The sequence below is a fragment of the Pseudomonas sp. ADAK18 genome (assembly GCF_012935695.1).
In the GTDB taxonomy this organism is placed as follows: Bacteria; Pseudomonadota; Gammaproteobacteria; order Pseudomonadales; family Pseudomonadaceae; genus Aquipseudomonas.
In genome coordinates, this window is record NZ_CP052859.1 from 4,472,948 (window position 1) to 4,490,750 (window position 17,803).

The 17,803-nt window shown below is 60.3% G+C and carries 16 protein-coding genes; all 16 read right to left on the reverse strand.

What is annotated here, in order from left to right:
- Positions 1 to 7: 7 nt before the first annotated feature.
- Positions 8 to 919, reverse strand: coding sequence for a UDP-3-O-acyl-N-acetylglucosamine deacetylase (gene lpxC, locus HKK55_RS20165; protein WP_003216227.1), 912 nt, complete (start codon positions 917 to 919; stop codon positions 8 to 10).
- Positions 920 to 1,031: 112 nt separating this feature from the next.
- Positions 1,032 to 2,219 carry a cell division protein FtsZ gene (gene ftsZ / locus HKK55_RS20170; RefSeq protein ID WP_169356283.1) on the reverse strand — a complete coding sequence of 396 codons (1,188 nt, stop codon included), beginning with the start codon at positions 2,217 to 2,219 and terminating at the stop codon, positions 1,032 to 1,034.
- 65 nt (positions 2,220 to 2,284) lie between these two features.
- Complete coding sequence (gene ftsA, locus HKK55_RS20175) at positions 2,285 to 3,547, reverse strand: cell division protein FtsA (RefSeq protein ID WP_169356284.1); 1,263 nt, start codon at positions 3,545 to 3,547, stop codon at positions 2,285 to 2,287.
- Between the two features lie 15 nt (positions 3,548 to 3,562).
- Positions 3,563 to 4,432, reverse strand: coding sequence for a cell division protein FtsQ/DivIB (locus HKK55_RS20180; protein WP_169356285.1), 870 nt, complete (start codon positions 4,430 to 4,432; stop codon positions 3,563 to 3,565).
- A gap of 4 nt (positions 4,433 to 4,436) precedes the next feature.
- The gene (locus tag HKK55_RS20185) at positions 4,437 to 5,393 is read right to left on the reverse strand and encodes a D-alanine--D-alanine ligase (RefSeq protein WP_169356286.1); all 957 of its coding nucleotides are present in this window, start codon (positions 5,391 to 5,393) and stop codon (positions 4,437 to 4,439) included.
- Positions 5,390 to 6,835 (reverse strand): UDP-N-acetylmuramate--L-alanine ligase, encoded by a 1,446-nt coding sequence (murC, locus tag HKK55_RS20190; protein ID WP_169356287.1) that lies wholly within the window; start codon positions 6,833 to 6,835, stop codon positions 5,390 to 5,392. Before murC ends, HKK55_RS20185 begins: the two co-directional genes overlap by 4 nt.
- Entirely contained in the window at positions 6,828 to 7,898 is a 1,071-nt protein-coding gene (gene murG / locus HKK55_RS20195; protein ID WP_169356288.1) for an undecaprenyldiphospho-muramoylpentapeptide beta-N-acetylglucosaminyltransferase, read from the reverse strand. The genes murC and murG overlap by 8 nt, the downstream gene beginning before the upstream one ends.
- A complete protein-coding gene (gene ftsW, locus HKK55_RS20200; RefSeq protein ID WP_169356289.1) occupies positions 7,888 to 9,111 on the reverse strand; it encodes a putative lipid II flippase FtsW in 1,224 nt (407 codons plus the stop codon). The genes murG and ftsW overlap by 11 nt, the downstream gene beginning before the upstream one ends.
- Positions 9,108 to 10,454: a UDP-N-acetylmuramoyl-L-alanine--D-glutamate ligase gene (gene murD, locus HKK55_RS20205; protein ID WP_169356290.1), complete on the reverse strand. Its 1,347-nt coding sequence runs from the start codon at positions 10,452 to 10,454 to the stop codon at positions 9,108 to 9,110. The genes ftsW and murD overlap by 4 nt, the downstream gene beginning before the upstream one ends.
- Before the next feature lie 6 nt (positions 10,455 to 10,460).
- A complete protein-coding gene (gene mraY / locus HKK55_RS20210) occupies positions 10,461 to 11,543 on the reverse strand; it encodes a phospho-N-acetylmuramoyl-pentapeptide-transferase (protein ID WP_169356291.1) in 1,083 nt (360 codons plus the stop codon).
- Positions 11,543 to 12,913 (reverse strand): UDP-N-acetylmuramoyl-tripeptide--D-alanyl-D-alanine ligase, encoded by a 1,371-nt coding sequence (gene murF, locus HKK55_RS20215; protein ID WP_169356292.1) that lies wholly within the window; start codon positions 12,911 to 12,913, stop codon positions 11,543 to 11,545. The genes mraY and murF overlap by 1 nt, the downstream gene beginning before the upstream one ends.
- Positions 12,906 to 14,369 carry a UDP-N-acetylmuramoyl-L-alanyl-D-glutamate--2,6-diaminopimelate ligase gene (locus HKK55_RS20220; RefSeq protein WP_169356293.1) on the reverse strand — a complete coding sequence of 488 codons (1,464 nt, stop codon included), beginning with the start codon at positions 14,367 to 14,369 and terminating at the stop codon, positions 12,906 to 12,908. Before HKK55_RS20220 ends, murF begins: the two co-directional genes overlap by 8 nt.
- Entirely contained in the window at positions 14,369 to 16,111 is a 1,743-nt protein-coding gene (locus tag HKK55_RS20225; RefSeq protein WP_169357911.1) for a penicillin-binding protein 2, read from the reverse strand. Before HKK55_RS20225 ends, HKK55_RS20220 begins: the two co-directional genes overlap by 1 nt.
- Positions 16,111 to 16,404 carry a cell division protein FtsL gene (ftsL, locus tag HKK55_RS20230; protein ID WP_169356294.1) on the reverse strand — a complete coding sequence of 98 codons (294 nt, stop codon included), beginning with the start codon at positions 16,402 to 16,404 and terminating at the stop codon, positions 16,111 to 16,113. The genes HKK55_RS20225 and ftsL overlap by 1 nt, the downstream gene beginning before the upstream one ends.
- Positions 16,401 to 17,342 carry a 16S rRNA (cytosine(1402)-N(4))-methyltransferase RsmH gene (rsmH, locus tag HKK55_RS20235; protein WP_178128889.1) on the reverse strand — a complete coding sequence of 314 codons (942 nt, stop codon included), beginning with the start codon at positions 17,340 to 17,342 and terminating at the stop codon, positions 16,401 to 16,403. Before rsmH ends, ftsL begins: the two co-directional genes overlap by 4 nt.
- Before the next feature lie 2 nt (positions 17,343 to 17,344).
- Positions 17,345 to 17,800, reverse strand: coding sequence for a division/cell wall cluster transcriptional repressor MraZ (mraZ, locus tag HKK55_RS20240; RefSeq protein ID WP_003171868.1), 456 nt, complete (start codon positions 17,798 to 17,800; stop codon positions 17,345 to 17,347).
- Between the last annotated feature and the right edge of the window lie 3 nt (positions 17,801 to 17,803).

The following is a 17,803-nucleotide window of genomic DNA, read 5'->3' on the forward strand; positions in this document are numbered from 1 at the left end:
TTGTTACTTACACCGCCGCAACGGGACGCATGTAAGAGATCGGTGCGGTGCTGGCATCTTCGAAGGTCACAACTTCCCAAGCATCTGTCTGGGCAATCAACTTGCGCAGCAGTTGGTTGTTCAGGGCGTGGCCCGACTTGAAGCCTTTGAACTCGCCTATCAGGCTATTGCCCAGCAGGTAGAGGTCACCGATTGCATCGAGGATCTTGTGCTTAACAAATTCGTCTTCATAGCGAAGGCCGTCTTCGTTCAGTACACCATCCGCGTCGACCACAATGGCGTTTTCAACGCTGCCGCCGAGTGCGAGGTTGTGCTTGCGCAGGTACTCGATGTCACTCATGAAACCAAAGGTACGGGCGCGGCTGACTTCTTTTACAAACGAAGTGCTGGAAAAATCCACGCTTGCACTTTGGGTGCGGTCACGGAATACCGGGTGATCGAAATCGATCTCAAAGCTCACTTTGAAGCCTTCAAACGGGACGAAGGTGGCGCGCTTGTCGCCGTCTTCTACTGTCACTTCCCGCAGAATGCGAATGAACTTCTTGGCTGCGTCCTGTTCTTCCAGGCCGGCAGATTGAATCAAGAATACGAAGGGTCCAGCGCTGCCATCCATGATAGGGACTTCGGACGCGGAGAGCTCGACGTAGGCGTTATCGATGCCCAGACCGGCCATGGCCGAGAGCAAGTGCTCCACCGTGTCCACTTTGACGTCACCGTTGACCAACGTGGTCGACATCGTGGTTTCGCCAACATTTTCCGCGCGAGCAGGAATCTGCACCACAGGGTCCAGGTCGGCACGAACAAACACGATGCCGGTGTCGACAGGTGCAGGTTTGAGAGTCAGGTATACCTTCTCCCCGGAGTGCAGACCTACACCTGTGGCACGGATAATATTCTTCAGGGTGCGTTGTTTAATCATGGCTTGGACCGCTTCAGCGCAAATTGCGAACTGGTATCAACAAAGGCTGGCGATAATAGCAGACCAGACCTTTGCTGAACACCAATCACCTTCATAGCCCTGATACATTCCATTAATCGGCCTGACGACGCAGGAAAGCCGGGATGTCCAGGTAGTCCAGATCATCTTGCGGATTCAAGCGAGTCGACGCCGCAGCACCGGCCTGAGCCTGGTTGCGCATCACGGTAGGACGATCCAGGTCACGATAGTTCACCGACGGCAGTTCCTGGCGCGAAGGCGCTGGAGCAGCAGACGCTTGGCTGGTGTGAACGGTATTGTCGATAACCTTCACAGGCTTCTCGATTTTCGCGCCCAGACCGGTAGCCACTACCGTAACGTGCAGCTCGTCGCGCATGTCCGGATCGATAACAGTACCGACCTTGACCATCGCGTGCTCGGAAGCGAAGGCTTCGATGATGCTACCCACGTCGGAGTACTCACCCAGGGACAGGTCAGGACCGGCGGTGATGTTCACCAGGATGCCGCGCGCACCTTGCAGGTTCACGTCTTCCAGCAATGGATTGCGGATCGCCGCTTCGGTGGCTTCACGTGCACGGTTCGGACCGCTGGCGCAGCCAGTGCCCATCATCGCCATGCCCATTTCGCTCATCACGGTACGCACGTCGGCAAAGTCGACGTTGATCATGCCCGGACGCTTGATGATGTCGGAGATACCGCGAACGGCACCGGCCAGTACATCGTCAGCCTTGGCGAAAGCCGACAGCAGGCTGGCGTCTTTACCGAGGATGGTCAGCAGCTTCTCGTTAGGGATGGTGATCAACGAGTCAACGCTTTCCGACAGCAGACGGATGCCTTCATCGGCGATCTGCATGCGCTTGCGGCCTTCGAACGGGAACGGACGGGTCACCACTGCAACGGTGAGAATGCCCATTTCCTTCGCCACTTCGGCAATGATCGGCGCAGCACCGGTACCGGTACCACCGCCCATGCCCGTGGTGATGAACACCATGTTGGTGCCCTGCAGCACTTCGGCAATACGCTCGCGGTCTTCCAGAGCGGCTTGACGGCCGACTTCCGGATTGGCGCCAGCACCCAGGCCTTTGGTCACAGCTGTGCCCAATTGCAGGATGGTGCGTGCACCGATGCTTTTAAGGGCCTGGGCGTCAGTGTTGGCGCAGATGAATTCAACGCCTTCAATGTTGCTCTTGACCATGTGGTTGACAGCGTTGCCGCCGCCACCGCCGACACCGATTACTTTGATAACCGGGCTTGCGGGGATGTTGTCTACGAGTTCGAACATTTTCCCTCTCCTTTCATTTCTCTAGTTTTTTCGCCTACTACTTGAAACGGTATTGCGGTAAATCTTTAGAAATTGCCTTTCACCCAGGCTTGCAACCGCTCGAACAACGGCGTTTTCGCTTCGTCGTCGCTTCTGTAGCTTTCGCGGTTGCCAATACCCGACAGGGAAATGCCGTCGGTCTGCTTTTGCAGCCCGTACAACAGCAAGCCCACACCGGTGGAATAAATCGGGTTACGCACCACGTCGCCCAGGCCCTTGACGCCATGGGGCACGCCCAGGCGGACTGGCATGTGGAAGATTTCCTCGGCCAGTTCGACCGCGCCTTCCATCTTCGAGGTGCCACCGGTCAGCACGATGCCGGCCGGGATCAAATCTTCGTAGCCGCTGCGGCGCAGTTCAGCCTGGATCAGGGTGAACAGCTCGTCGTAACGCGGCTCGACCACTTCGGCCAACGCCTGGCGGGACAGCTCGCGCGGTGGACGGTCGCCAACGCTTGGCACCTTGATGGTTTCACCGGCACCGGCCAACTTGGCCAGGGCGCAGGCGTAACGGATCTTGATTTCTTCGGCGTACTGGGTCGGTGTGCGCAACGCCATGGCGATGTCGTTGGTCACTTGATCACCGGCAATTGGGATCACGGCGGTGTGACGGATCGCACCCTCGGTGAAGATCGCGATGTCAGTGGTGCCGCCGCCGATGTCCACCAGGCACACGCCCAGTTCTTTTTCATCGTCGGTCAGTACCGAATACGCGGACGCAAGCTGCTCCAGAATGATGTCGTCGATTTCCAGGCCGCAGCGGCGCACGCATTTTTCAATGTTCTGTGCAGCGTTGACGGCGCAAGTCACCACGTGGACCTTGGCTTCCAGACGTACGCCCGACATGCCCAAAGGCTCACGAACGCCTTCCTGGTTATCGATCACGTAATCCTGCGGCAGGGTGTGCAGCACCCGCTGGTCGGCCGGGATCGCTACGGCTTGCGCGGCGTCCAGTACTCGTTCCAGGTCAGCCGAGCTGACTTCACGATCACGAATCGCCACAATGCCGTGGGAGTTCAGGCTACGGATGTGGTTGCCGGCAACACCGACAAACGCCGAGTGAATCCGGCAGCCGGCCATCAGTTGCGCTTCTTCGATGGCGCGCTGGATCGACTGCACGGTGGATTCGATGTTGACCACCACGCCCTTCTTCAGGCCCCGGGACGGATGCGTGCCGATTCCGACGATTTCCAGCGTGCCGTCGTCCGCGACCTCGCCTACCAGCGCCACCACCTTGGAGGTGCCGATATCGAGACCGACGATCATTTTGCCGCTTTGCACGTTTGCCATGGGTCCTGCCTCTTCTTAATTCTTCGCGACAGCGGGTTGCGCTGCCGTGGGCGCCGCAGCGGCCCGCCAGCCGACGGCCAGGCCGTTGGCGTAACGCAGGTCGATGCTCGCAATGTTCGTAATCTGTTCTTTCAAGGTCTTTTCATAGATGGCGATAAAGCGGCGCATCTTCTCCACCAAGTTGCCGCGTCCCAGCAACAACTCGATGCCCGGCCCAGAACTGCCGGCCCCGGTGGTCAAAAACCAGCTGCCCCGCTCGCGCAATTCCAGTCGCGCGATAGAGAAGCCCAGTGGCCGCAGCATCTGGCTCAAGGCCTGGTACTGCTGCATCACTTGCTGTTGCGCCCGTTGTGGTCCGAACAACTGCGGCAGGTGTTCGTAGTTCGCCACTTCGCGAGGCGCGAACGCCTGGCCCTGGTTGTTCAACAACGCGCCATCACCCCAACGGGCCACGGGCAGTTGTTCCTCCAGGCGGATCGTCACTTGATCCGGCCAAACCCTGCGCACTTCGGCGTGGGCAATCCACGGCATCTGTTCCAGTTCGGAACGCATGCCCGCCAAGTCAATGGTGAAGAAGCTCGCCGCCAGATACGGGCCGATCCGCTGTTGCACCGCTTGCTGGCTGATGTAGCTCAAATCACCCTGCACGCTGATCTTGGTAATCGGTCGATCCGCGTAAGGCAGCAGACGCTGGGCACCTTCGTAGGTACCGAAGCCCAAAACCACCAACAACACCGGCCAGAACAACGCTTTGAAAAAACCAAAATTGGCTTTCGGCAGGCGCGCCGACATCGGCTCTTTAGCCACCATCCGGCTGGCGCCCCGTGGCACCGGCTTGCGGCCGGGTGGCGAGGTTTGCTGATGACGAAGCGATGCGCCTTGCATGGTCTTAACCCCGCGGCTCAATGCTTGCTGCCAGAATGGCCAGCACCAACTGCTGGAAATCCAATCCGGCTGCGCGTGCAGCCATAGGTACCAGGCTGTGATCGGTCATCCCTGGTGCGGTGTTGACTTCAAGGAACCAGAAATTCCCTTGGTCATCCTGCATCACGTCTGCCCGCGCCCAACCGGCGATACCCAGCGCCTCACAGGCTTTCGCCGTGAGGTCCATCAATTCCTGTTCCTTGGCACTGTCGAGGCCACATGGAATCCGATACTGGGTATCGGAAGCCAGGTACTTGGCGTCGTAGTCGTAAAAGGTATGGGGCGTGCCCAAAGCGATAGGCGGCAATACTTGGCCACGCAGGGTTGCGATGGTGTACTCGGGACCGGAAATCCACTGTTCCACCAACACTTGCGAATCGTAGGTACTGGCCGCTTTCCATGCGTCAATCAATTCGGCGGCCGAGTTCACTTTGGCCATGCCGATACTGGAGCCTTCATGGGCTGGTTTGACGATCAAAGGCAAGCCCAGTTCCTTGGCTGCAGAAATACAATCGTCTTCGCTGCACAGCACGGCATGACGCGGGGTCGGAATACCCAGGCTATGCCAGACCTGCTTGGTACGCAGCTTGTCCATCGCCAGCGCCGAGGCCAGGATGCCACTACCGGTATAAGGAATGCCCAGGCACTCCAGCAGGCCCTGCATGCTGCCGTCTTCACCGCCACGGCCGTGAAGAATGACGAAGGCGCGATCGATTTTTTCGGCCTGCAGACGCGACAGGAAGTCATCGCCCACATCGATGCCGAACGCATTCACGCCACCGCTGAGCAGCGCATCCAGCACGGCATTGCCGGACTTGAGCGACACTTCACGCTCGGCGCTCTTGCCGCCGAACAGCACCGCAACGCGGCCGAAATCGGCAGGTTTGATCGTGGAAAACAGGGAGCCGTAGTCAATGGTCATTTCGACTTCCCCTGTGGTGCGGCAAACAGCGGGCTTGCCAGCAGTTTTGGGGCAAGGCCGCCGATATCGCCGGCGCCCTGGCACAGCAGGATGTCACCGGCACGCAGCAGTGGCTTGACCACGGGTGCGAGGTCGACACCACGCTCGATGTAGATTGGGTCCAATTGACCGCGCTGACGGATGCTGTTGCACAGCTTGCGGCTGTCGGCGCCCGGGATCGGTTCTTCACCGGCCGGGTAGACTTCCATCAGCAGCAAGACGTTGGCATCAGCCAGTACATTCACGAAATCGTCGTACAGGTCGCGGGTGCGGCTATAACGGTGCGGCTGGTAGACCATCACCAGGCGGCGCTCCGGCCAACCACCACGCACGGCCTTGATCACGGCTGCGACTTCAGTCGGGTGGTGACCGTAGTCGTCCACCAGCATCACGTTGCCGCCGTCCACCGGCAGTTCGCCGTAGACCTGGAAGCGCCGGCCCACACCGGCAAAGCCCGACAGGCCTTCGACGATGGCTTCATCGCTGACGCCCTCATCGGTGGCAATGCAGATGGTCGCCAGGGAATTGAGCACGTTGTGGTTGCCCGGCATGTTCACCGAGACGTCCAGCGGCTCACGGTCAGGGCGCAGCACGGTGAAGAAAGTCTGCATGCCTTGCTGGCGAACATTGATGGCACGCACGTCGGCGTCTTCGCTGAAGCCATAGGTCACGGTCGGACGCTTGACCAGTGGCAGGATCTCGCGCACCACCGGGTCGTCCAGGCACACCACCGCCAGACCGTAGAACGGCAGGTTGTGGAGGAATTCGACGAAGGTTTTTTTCAGTTTGTTGAAGTCACCGTCGTAGGTCGCCATGTGGTCGGCGTCGATGTTAGTGACCACGGCCACCAGCGGCTGCAGGTGCAGGAAGCTGGCGTCGCTTTCATCGGCTTCGGCGATCAAGTAGCGGCTGGTGCCCAACTGTGCATTGGTGCCCGCTGCATTCAGCCGACCACCGATCACAAACGTCGGGTCCAGGCCGCCGGCGGCGAACACCGAGGCGATCAGGCTGGTGGTGGTGGTCTTGCCATGGGTACCGGCAACGGCAATGCCGTGGCGGTAGCGCATCAGTTCGGCCAGCATCTCGGCGCGAGGCACCACGGGAATGCGGCGTTCAAGGGCGGTGGCCACTTCCGGGTTGGAGGTGTTTACTGCGCTGGAAACCACCAGCACGTCGGCCTCGGCAGCGTTCTCGGCACGGTGACCAATAAAGATCTGCGCGCCGAAAGACTCCAGGCGCTCAGTGACCGGCGACATTTTCAGGTCGGAACCGGACACTTGGTAGCCCAGGTTCAGCAACACTTCGGCAATCCCGCACATGCCCACACCGCCGATCCCGACAAAGTGGATACGACGGATGCGGCGCATTTCCGGTTGCGGCATGGCTTTCTGATTCTCAACCATGGGCCACCTCCAGGCAGATATCGACCACGTTGCGGGTTGCGTCAGGCTTGGCCAGGCGGCTTGCGGTGCTCGCCATGCTGTTCAGTCGTTCCGGTTGCATCAAAACCTCAGTCAGGCGTGCGGCCAAATCGGCGGCGCCAGTCGTTCTTTGCGGCAGCAGGAAGGCAGCGCCTTCCCCAGCCAAATATTCGGCGTTGCGGGTCTGGTGATCGTCGATGGCGTGGGGCAAAGGCACCAGCAAGGACGGCAGACCGGCGGCGGCCAGTTCACTGACGGTCAACGCACCTGCGCGACAGACCACCAGGTCGGCCCAGCCATAGGCATGGGCCATGTCTTTGATGAAGGGCTGCACGTTGGCTTCAACTCCGGCGTCGCGATAGCGTCCGGCGGTCACTTCATCGTGGTTCTTGCCCGCTTGATGGAACACTTCAGGACGCAGGTCCACGGGAAGCTGCGACAAGGCTTCGGGTAATAATTTGTTCAACGGTTCCGCGCCCAGGCTGCCACCGAGGATCAGCAAGTGCGGCTTGCGCCCAATCAGAGCCTGGCGCGCGATGGCCATGAACAGCTCGGTACGCACCGGGTTGCCGGTGGTACGGAGTTTGTCCGACGGGCCAAAGGTGTTGGGGAACGCTTCGCACACCCGGGCGGCCAACGGTGCCAGCAGGCGATTGGCGGTTCCGGCAACAGCATTCTGCTCATGGACAATCACCGGCACGCCCGCAAGCCTGGCAGCAACACCACCGGGACCTGTCACATAACCGCCAAAGCCCAACACACAGACGGGCTTCAATTCACGAATCACTTTGCGCGCTTGCCACACGGCCTTGAGCAACACGAACGGCGCCTTGAGCAGGGACAACTTGCTCTTGCCCCGCAGGCCGGTGACGTTGATCAAATGCAGCGGCAAGCCGGCATTCGGGACCAATTCATTTTCAATGCCACGTGGCGTGCCCAGCCAGTGCACCGTGTAGCCACGGGCCTGGAACTCGCGGGCACAGGCCAGCGCCGGGAACACGTGGCCACCGGTGCCGCCGGCCATGATCAGCACGTTAGCGCCCATGGGTCGGCTCCTCGGCGAAGTCGCTTTCGCTGAACTCCATCTCTTCACTGCCCAAGTGGGTCCGACTCTCCCACTCGATACGCAGCAGCAACCCGAGACAGGCGCAGCAAATCACCAACGAACTGCCACCGTAACTGAGGAACGGCAGGGTCAAGCCCTTGGTCGGCAGCAGGCCGACGTTCACCCCGATGTTGATCAGGAACTGGCCGATCCACAAGAACGCCAAGCCGTAAGCCACATAAGCTGCGAAAAACTGTTTGGCCTTCTCCGCCCACAAGCCGATGTACATGGCCCGCACGCAAACGAATACAAACAGTGCAACGGTGCACAGGGAGCCGACCACGCCCAGCTCTTCGGCGAGTACCGAGAACACGAAGTCCGTGTGGGCTTCCGGCAGGTAGAACTGTTTCTGTACGCTGTTGCCCAGGCCCACGCCCAGCCACTCGCCGCGACCGAAGGCGATCAAGGCCTGGGTCAACTGGTAGCCGGAGCCGAACTGGTCGGACCATGGGTCGGTAAAGGTGATCAGACGGGCCATCCGGTAGGGTTGCGCCTGAACCAGGATCGTCACCGCCGCCACTGCCAGCCCAACCATCAAGGCAAAGCGGAACAAGCCCACACCACCGAGGAATAGCATCGCCGCTGCGGCGCCCATCATCACGACGGTGGCACCGAAGTCCGGCTCCATCAGCAGCAGGCCGGCCATCGGCAGCAGCACGATGAACGGCTTGAAGAACCCCATCCAACTTTCGCGCACTTCTTTCTGGCGCCGTACCAGGTAGCCCGCGAGGTAGATCACCACAAACACCTTGGCGATTTCCGACGGCTGCACGTTGAACGCGCCGAAACCAATCCAGCGCATCGAACCGTTCACCTCACGGCCAATGCCCGGCAGGATCACCATGATCAGCAAACCAAAGGCACCGATCAGCATCAGCCAACCCAGGCGCTGCCAGGTGGCGATCGGAATCATCATGGTGACGATGCACGCCCCCAGACCGATCACCAGGTAAATCAGGTGACGGATCATCATGTACAGAGTGTTGCCCGACTGCACGGCGGCCACTTCCGAGGACGCCGAGGTAATCATCACCAGGCCCAGGCCCAGCAGCGCGAGGCAACCGGCGAGCATCGGGAAGTCGAGATCGATACCACGCCCGGTAATGATCGGCGACGGGTAAGGTTTGATGATGTTTTTGAGGTCGATACTCATGCCAAGGCCTCCACGGCGCGGGCGAATAGCTGGCCGCGCTCTTCGTAGTTCTTGAACATGTCGAAGCTGGCGCACGCCGGCGACAGCAGCACTGCATCACCTGGCTGGGCCAGGGCACGGCATTGGGCGATGGCGTCATCCAGCGAATGCGCACGAACCTGTGGCACCGAGTCACCCAGGGCATCGGCGATCAAGCCGGAATCTCGGCCCATCAGCACCACGACACGGCAGTTGGCCGCGACCGGATCTTTAAGGTCCTTGAAGTCAGCACCCTTGCCGTCGCCACCGGCGATCAGCACTACCTTGCCTTCGATGTCGGCACCAAGGCCTTCAATAGCAGCCAATGCGGCACCCACGTTAGTGGCCTTGGAGTCGTTGTAATAGCTGACGCCGTCCAGGTCACGCACCCACTGGCAGCGGTGTTCAAGGCCGGCAAAGGTGCGCAGGCTCGAGAGCATGGCGTCGAACGGCAAGCCCACTGCATGACCAAGAGCCAGCGCCGCCAGGGCGTTGGACTGGTTATGCGCGCCACGGATTTTCAGTTCGCGCACCGGCATCAGGTTCTGGAATTCGAAGGCCAGGTATTTCTCGCCGTTCTCTTCACGAATACCGAAGGCCTTGAAGTCTGGCTTGCTCAAGCCAAAGGTCCAGCACGGCAGGCCTTCGCCCATCAGCGGACGGCTCAAGGCATCCTGACGATTGACCACCACTTGCCGCGCACCACGGAAGATTCGGTGCTTGGCCAAGTGATAAGCCGGCAGGCCGCTGTAGCGATCCATGTGGTCTTCGCTGACATTCAACACGGTGGCCACTTCGGCGTTGAGTTGGTTGGTGGTTTCCAGCTGGAAGCTCGACAACTCCATCACGTACAGCTCGACGTCGTCGCGAAGCAGGTCCAGCGCCGGGGTGCCGAGGTTACCGCCCACCGCCACACGTTTGCCGGCCGCAGCCGCCATCTCGCCGACGAGGGTGGTGACGGTGCTTTTCGCGTTGGAGCCGCTGATGGCCACAATCGGCGCTTTCGCGTTGCGCGCGAACAGATCGATATCACCGGACAGTTTCACACCACGAGCAGCAGCGGCTTGCAGCGCCGGTGTTGCCAACGCCAGGCCGGGGCTCACGTAGAGCTCATCGGCGCGGCAGAGGAAGTCGACATCCAGCTCGCCACAACGCACTTCCACATGCGGGTAGTCACGGCGCAGCGTGACCAGCTCCGGTGGATTTTCCCGCGTGTCGGCCACAGCAAACGACGTGCCCCGGTTCGCCAGGAAGCGAACCAGGGACATGCCGCTCTTGCCGAGGCCGACAACGATGCGGAAGTGGTCAGAAGCGATCAAGGACACTCGTTTCTACCTCAGTTTCAGGGTGGCAAGGCCGACCAGGACCAGAATCACGGTGATAATCCAGAAACGGACAATCACGCGTGGCTCAGGCCAGCCCTTGAGTTCAAAGTGGTGGTGAATCGGCGCCATGCGGAACACCCGGCGCCCGGTCAACTTGAAGGAGGCGACCTGGATCACCACCGACAGGGTTTCCATCACGAACACACCGCCCATGATGAACAGGACGATTTCCTGACGGACGATCACCGCGATGGTGCCCAGGGCTGCGCCCAGCGCCAGTGCGCCGACGTCGCCCATGAAAACTTGTGCTGGATAGGTGTTGAACCATAGGAAGCCGAGGCCGGCACCGATCAGTGCGCCGCAGAACACGATCAGTTCACCCGCGCCCGGAACGTATGGGATCAGCAGGTACTCAGCGAATTTCACGTTACCCGACAGGTAGCAGAAGATGCCCAACGCGCCGCCGACCATCACCGTTGGCATGATCGCCAGACCGTCGAGGCCATCGGTCAGGTTGACCGCGTTGCTGGAGCCGACGATAACGAAGTAAGTCAGCACTACGAAACCAATGCCCAACGGGATACTGGCATCCTTGAGTATTGGCAGGATCAGGGTGGTTTCCACCGCACTTGGCGCGGTCATATAAAGGAAGATCGCTGCGCCCAGGCCGAACACTGACTGCCAGAAATACTTCCAGCGGCTTGGCAGCCCCTTGGAGTTCTTCTCGATCACTTTGCGGTAGTCGTCAACCCAGCCGATGGCACCGAACAACAGAGTCACCAGCAACACGGTCCAGACGTAGCGGTTGTGCAGGTCAGCCCAGAGCAAGGTACTGATGCCGATGGACGACAGGATCAGCGCACCGCCCATGGTTGGGGTACCAGACTTGGACAGATGCGACTGCGGGCCGTCATTACGCACAGACTGGCCAATCTGCAGGCTTTGCAGAGTACGGATCATCCATGGCCCCAGAAACAGCGACAACGACAGCGCGGTCAGCACACCCAGAATCCCGCGCAGGGTCAGGTACTGAAAGACCGCGAAGCCTTTGTAGAACTGTTGCAGATACTCAGCCAGCAGCAGCAGCATTAATGTTTCTCCGTACTTGAGCCACACAAGGCCGCGACGACGTTTTCCATCACCGCGCTGCGCGATCCCTTGATCAAAATAGTGGTGTGTTTGTCTTGTTCAGTCGCGCTCAGCGCCTGGATCAATTCGGCCTGGCTGGAGAAGTGCTGCGCACCGGGGCCGAAGGCTTTCACGGCGTGGACCATGTTCGAGCCCACGGCATAAAGAGCATCTACCTTGCCGGAGGCATAGCTGCCGACTTCACGGTGAGCTTGTTCTGCCCAGTCACCCAATTCAGCGATATCGCCAAGCACCAGGACCTTGCGACCAGCAAAACCGGTCAGCAGGTCGACGGCAGCACAGATCGAGGACTGGTTGGCGTTATAGGTGTCATCGATGACGCGCATGCCGTTGGTTGCCAACTGCGCCACGGTGCGGCCCTTGACCGGTTGCACCGCGCCAAGGCCGGTGGCGATGCCGAACAGCGACACGCCCAGCACATGAGCGGCGGCGGCGGCGGCCAACGCATTGGCGACGTTATGGTTACCCAGCAAATTCAGTTGAACGCGTTCGTCACCCTGCGGTGTGTGCAGGGTGAAAGCCGGGCAGCCACGGGCGTCGACGCTGATAGCCGAGGCGTAGAAATTGGCTGCAGTGTTGTGTACCGAGAAGCTCAAGACCTTGCGACCGGCGGCGCGTACACGCCAGGTCTCAAAGGCCTTGTCGTCGAGATTCAGTACCGCCGTACCGGAAGCGTCGAGGCCTTCGAGGATTTCGCCCTTGGCTTCGACGATTTTTTCCGGACCGCCGAACTCGCCGACGTGGGCAGTTCCGGCATTGTTGATCACGGCAACATGGGGACGAGTCATCGCCACGGTGTAAGCGATTTCGCCGATGCGCGAGGCACCCAGTTCGATCACGGCAGCCGTGTGTTCAGGCGCCAGTTCCAACAGGGTCAGCGGGACGCCAAAGTCGTTGTTCAAGTTGCCACGGGTAGCCAGCACCGGTCCGCGCGTACGCAAGATGCCGGCAAGCAGTTCCTTGACCGTAGTTTTGCCGCTGGAACCGGTCACTGCGGCAACAGGCTTGTCGTAGGCAGCGCGGTTCAAGGCACCCAACTGGCCGAGGGCCAGACGGGTATCAGCCACCAGCAATTGCGGCAATACCGAGTCCGCGACTTCGCGCTGGACCAAAGCACCGACCGCGCCGTTGGTGGCGACATCATTAAGGTAGTCATGACCGTCAAAGCGCGGGCCGGCCAGCGCGACGAACAATTGCCCTGGCTTGATGGCGCGACTATCGATGCTCACGCCGTCGAAACTGCAATCGCTGGACAACAGGCGTGCCGACAAGGCTTCGGTCAGTTCGCTGAATTTCAGGGCCTTAAGCATGGGCCACCTCCCATGCGGTCAAGGCGTGATCCGCCTCGACCAGATCCGAGAAGTCATGGCGCTCGCCATTGATTTCCTGATAGTCCTCGTGACCTTTACCGGCCAGTACCACCACGTCGTCGGCGCTGGCGCTGGCGATCAGTTGAGCAATGGCGGCGCCGCGACCGGCAACAAAAGTGACTTTCGAGGCGTCGACAAAACCTTCGCGGATGTCGTCGAAAATCTGGCTCGGCGCTTCACTGCGGGGGTTATCGTCAGTGACGAGAACACAGTCCGCCAAACGCTCGACGATTTGCGCCATCAGTGGGCGCTTGCCGCGATCGCGATCACCGCCACAGCCAAACAGGCACAGCAACTTGCCTTTGGCGTGGGGACGCAGGGCCAACAGGACTTTTTCCAGGGCATCCGGGGTGTGGGCGTAATCCACCACCACCAACGGCTGTGTGCCGCCGCCGAGGCGCTGCATGCGCCCGGCAGGGCCTTCCAGCTTCGGGAGCACCCGGAGGATTTCGTCCAGGGCGTAATCAAGCCCAAGCAACGCGCCGATGGCGGCAAGGACGTTGCTCAGGTTGAAGCGACCGAGCAAGGTGCTGCGCAAGTGGTGCTCGCCCTGAGGCGTGACCAGCGTGGCGCGCACGCCTTCATCATCAAACTGGGCGTTACGGCAATAGAGATACGCGCTGGTATCTTCCAGGCTGTAGCTGATCAACCGTGCTTCGCTTTTCTCGGCAGCCAATTGCCGACCGAATTCGTCATCCAGGTTAACCACCCGGCAGCTCAGGTCGTTCCAGACAAACAGTTTGGCCTTGGCGGCCGCGTAGGCCTCCATGGTGCCGTGGTAATCCAGGTGATCGCGAGACAGGTTGGTCATCACCGCCACGTCGAATGCCAGGGCGGTCACGCGACCCTGATCAAGACCGTGGGAAGACACTTCCATGGCAACAGCCTTGGCACCGGCTTTTTTCAGGTCGGCCAGGGTTGCCTGGACGGCGATCGGGTTGGGCGTGGTGTGCAGGCCGCTTTGCAGCGCGCCGTAGAAACCAGTGCCCAGGGTACCGACGATGCCGCAGTGCTGGCCCAGCAAGTCAAGGGCTTGCGCGACCAGTTGGGTAACGCTGGTCTTGCCGTTGGTGCCTGTAACGCCAATCAGGTTCAGGGTGCGGCTAGGGTCAGCATAAAAGCGCCCGGCGATGTCCGACAGCTGCGCCGCCAGGCCCTTGACCGGAATCAACGGTACATCGGTGATCGGCAGTACGGTGGCGCCGTCAACTTCATAGGCGACGGCTGCCGCCCCACGTTGCAGCGCATCAGCGATATGAGCGCGACCATCGAACTTGCCACCCGGTACCGCCAGGAACAAGTCACCGGCACGCACATTACGGCTGTCCAGGGTCAACTCGCGAATCAGCAGATCGCGGCCAGCGTGGGCAAAAATCTTGTTCAGGCTAAGAGACATCAGCCGCGCCCTCCATTGGCTTTTACAGCAGCGGCCGGTGGTCCGGCGTTCGCTTGTTGGGTCGGCGGCAGGTTGTCCGGCGTGATGTTCATCAGGCGCAAGGTCCCGGACATCACTTTGCTGAACACCGGCGCCGAAACCAGACCACCGAAGTAGCCAGCCTTGCTCGGTTCATCAATGACCACGACGATGGCGTAACGCGGATCGCTCATGGGGCCGAAGCCGGCGAACAGCGAACGGTAGGAGTTTTCTGCGTAGCCTTTAGTCCCCACGGCGGTTTTACGTGCTGTACCGGACTTGCCTGCCACGTGATACGCCGGCACTTGGGCGCGGAACACACCACGCGGTGCCTCGATCACTTGTTGCAACATGCCCTGCATGGTCTTGGCGACCTTTTCCGGAATGACTTGGGTGGCCTTCGGCGGCTCGTCAACATGGATCAGACTCAGTGGGACCATCTTGCCGTTGTTGGCCAGCACTGAGAATGCATGGACCAATTGGATCGCGGTCACCGACAGGCCGTAGCCGTAGGATAACGTCGCGGTCTCGGCTTTTTTCCAATCGCGGTAGTTCGGCAGATTGCCAACACGCTCACCTGGGAAATCCAGACCGGTGGGCTGGCCCAGGCCGATTTTCTGTGCCAGGCGGTAAATGGTTTCGCCGCCGATGTCGAAGGCGACCTTACTCATGCCGACGTTACTGGAGTTGATCAGGATGCCGGTCAAGTCCAGCACCGGACCTTCGCTACGGGACACGTCGCGAATGGTGTATTTGCCCAACTGCAGGGTGCCCGGATAAACCTCGACCTTGTCGCTGGGCTTCCAGCGACCGGTCTCCAGGGCCGCACTCATGGAGACGGCTTTCATGGTCGAACCTGGCTCAAACACGTCGATCATGGCGCGGTTACGCATCATCGCCGGTTGCAGGTTGCGACGGTTGTTCGGGTTGTAGGTCGGCTGGTTGACCATGGCGAGAATCTCACCGGTCTTCACGTCCATGATCACCAGGCTGCCGGCCTTGGCGCCGTTTTCGATGATCGCGTTGCGCAGTTCGCGGTTGGCCAGGTACTGCAGACGCAAATCAATCGACAACGCCAAGGGCTTACCGGCCTTGGCGTTTTTGGTGACCTGGACATCCTTGATCAATCTGCCGCGCCGGTCCTTGATGACCTGCCGTTTGCCGGGAACCCCGGCCAGCCACTCGTCGTAGGCCAGCTCAACACCTTCGCGACCGTGATCGTCGATGTCGGTGAACCCCACCATATGAGCAGTGGTTTCGCCGGCGGGATAGAAACGCCGAAACTCCTCGATGCCGTAGACACCGGGGACTTTAAGGTCGAGCACAATCTGGCCTTGTTCGGGGGTCAGGCCACGAACCAGGTAGATGAATTCTTTGTTGGCCTGGGCTTCCAGGCGTTCGCTCAGGGCTTTTGGATCCTGGCCCAAGGCGGCGGCGAGTTCCGGCCATTTGTCCTTGGCGGTCTGCAGTTCCTTGGCGTTGGCCCACAGGGTGGTCACCGGGGTACTGACGGCCAGGGGCTCGCCGTTGCGGTCGGTGATCAGGCCGCGGTGCGCAGGAATCGGGATATGACGCAGGCTGCGGGCATCGCCCTGGCCGATCAGGAAGTCACGGTCGACCACCTGCAGATCGATAATCCTCCAGGCAATCGCACTTACCATCAGTGCCAGCAAGCCCAGCACCACACGGAAACGCCACGGGTAGAGTGCGCCTTCGAGTTTCATCATGGCGCCACCATCCGCACTTCGGCCGCGCCCGGAATGTGCATCTTAAGCTGTTCAGTGGCCAGGATTTCGATGCGGCTGTGGGCCGTCCAGGTGCTTTGCTCCAGGATCAACCGGCCCCACTCTGCCTGTGCCTTGTCACGCACGCTCAATTCCCCATACAGGGAATTGAGTAACTGGCGGTTCCAGTGGGCGCTGTAGGACACCCCAATCGCGGACACCAGCACGCCGATAAACAACAGCATCATAAAGAAGCTGCCGCCCGGGAGGGGCTTGGCGAAGAGCTTACTCACCGCAACTTCTCCGCAACGCGCATGACAGCACTACGGGCACGCGGGTTGGCCTTGAGTTCTGCCTCGGAGGCGAACTGCGCTTTGCCATGGATTTTGATTTTCGGCACAAAGGCTTCGAAACGTACCGGCAGGTTGCGCGGCAGATTGTCGGACTCACCCTTGACCAGACGACGCATGAACAGTTTGACGATGCGGTCTTCGAGGGAGTGGAAACTGATCACCACCAGGCGACCGCCCACTTCCAGGGACTCCAGGGCCGCTTCAAGGCCGGCCTCCAGGTCACCCAATTCGTTGTTGACGTGAATGCGCAGGCCCTGGAATGCACGGGTAGCCGGGTTCTTGCCCTTCTCCCACGCTGGGTTGGCGACTTTCAGCACTTCGGCCAGGTCGGCGGTGCGCTCGAACGGCTGGATTTCCCGGCGTTCAACCACGGCGCGAGCCATGCGGCCGGCGAAGCGCTCTTCGCCGTACTCTTTGAATACACGCGTGATTTCTTCATGGGGAGCGGTGGCGATGAACTGCGCGGCACTGATGCCACGGCTTGGGTCCATACGCATGTCCAGCGGACCGTCGTTCATGAAACTGAAGCCGCGCTCTGGGTCGTCCAGCTGTGGCGAAGACACGCCCAGGTCCAGCAAAACCCCGGCCACCTTGCCCGCCATGCCGCGCTCGGCGACTTCGGCACCCAGCTCGGCAAAGCTGCGCTGCACAACGACAAAGCGGCCGTCTTCGGCCGCTAGCGCTTGCCCGGTGGCAATCGCTTGAGGGTCTTTGTCGAACCCGAGGAGTTTACCGTCGGAACCGAGCTGACTGAGGATCAACCGGCTGTGCCCGCCGCGCCCGAACGTGCCATCCAAATAGCAGCCATCAGGGCGTACGGCGAGAGCCTCGACGGCTTCGTCAAGCAGTACGGTGATGTGGTTAAAGCCGCTATCAATAGTCACAGGATCAAATCACGCAGTTCATCAGGCATAGCGCCCGGTTGTTGAATAGCAGCCAGGTCTGCTGCAGAAACAGCATCCCAGGCATCTTCGTCCCACAATTGGAACTTGTTCAGTTGGCCTACCAGCATCGCGCGCTTGTCCAACTTGGCGTATTCGCGCAGACGCGGTGGAACCAGGAAACGACCACTGCCATCGAGTTCGAGGTCGACGGCATTACCAATCAGCAAGCGCTGCAAGCGCCGGTTCTCTTCACGCAACGAAGGCAGGGCTCGCAACTTGGTTTCAATCAGTTCCCACTCATCGAGCGGGTAAACACATAAACAAGGATCAACGGCGTCAATCGTGATGATTAACTGCCCGGAACTTCGCGAAATGAGCTCGTCACGATACCGGCTCGGCATAGCGAGACGGCCTTTTGCATCGAGACTGATAGCGTTAGCTCCGCGAAACACAGG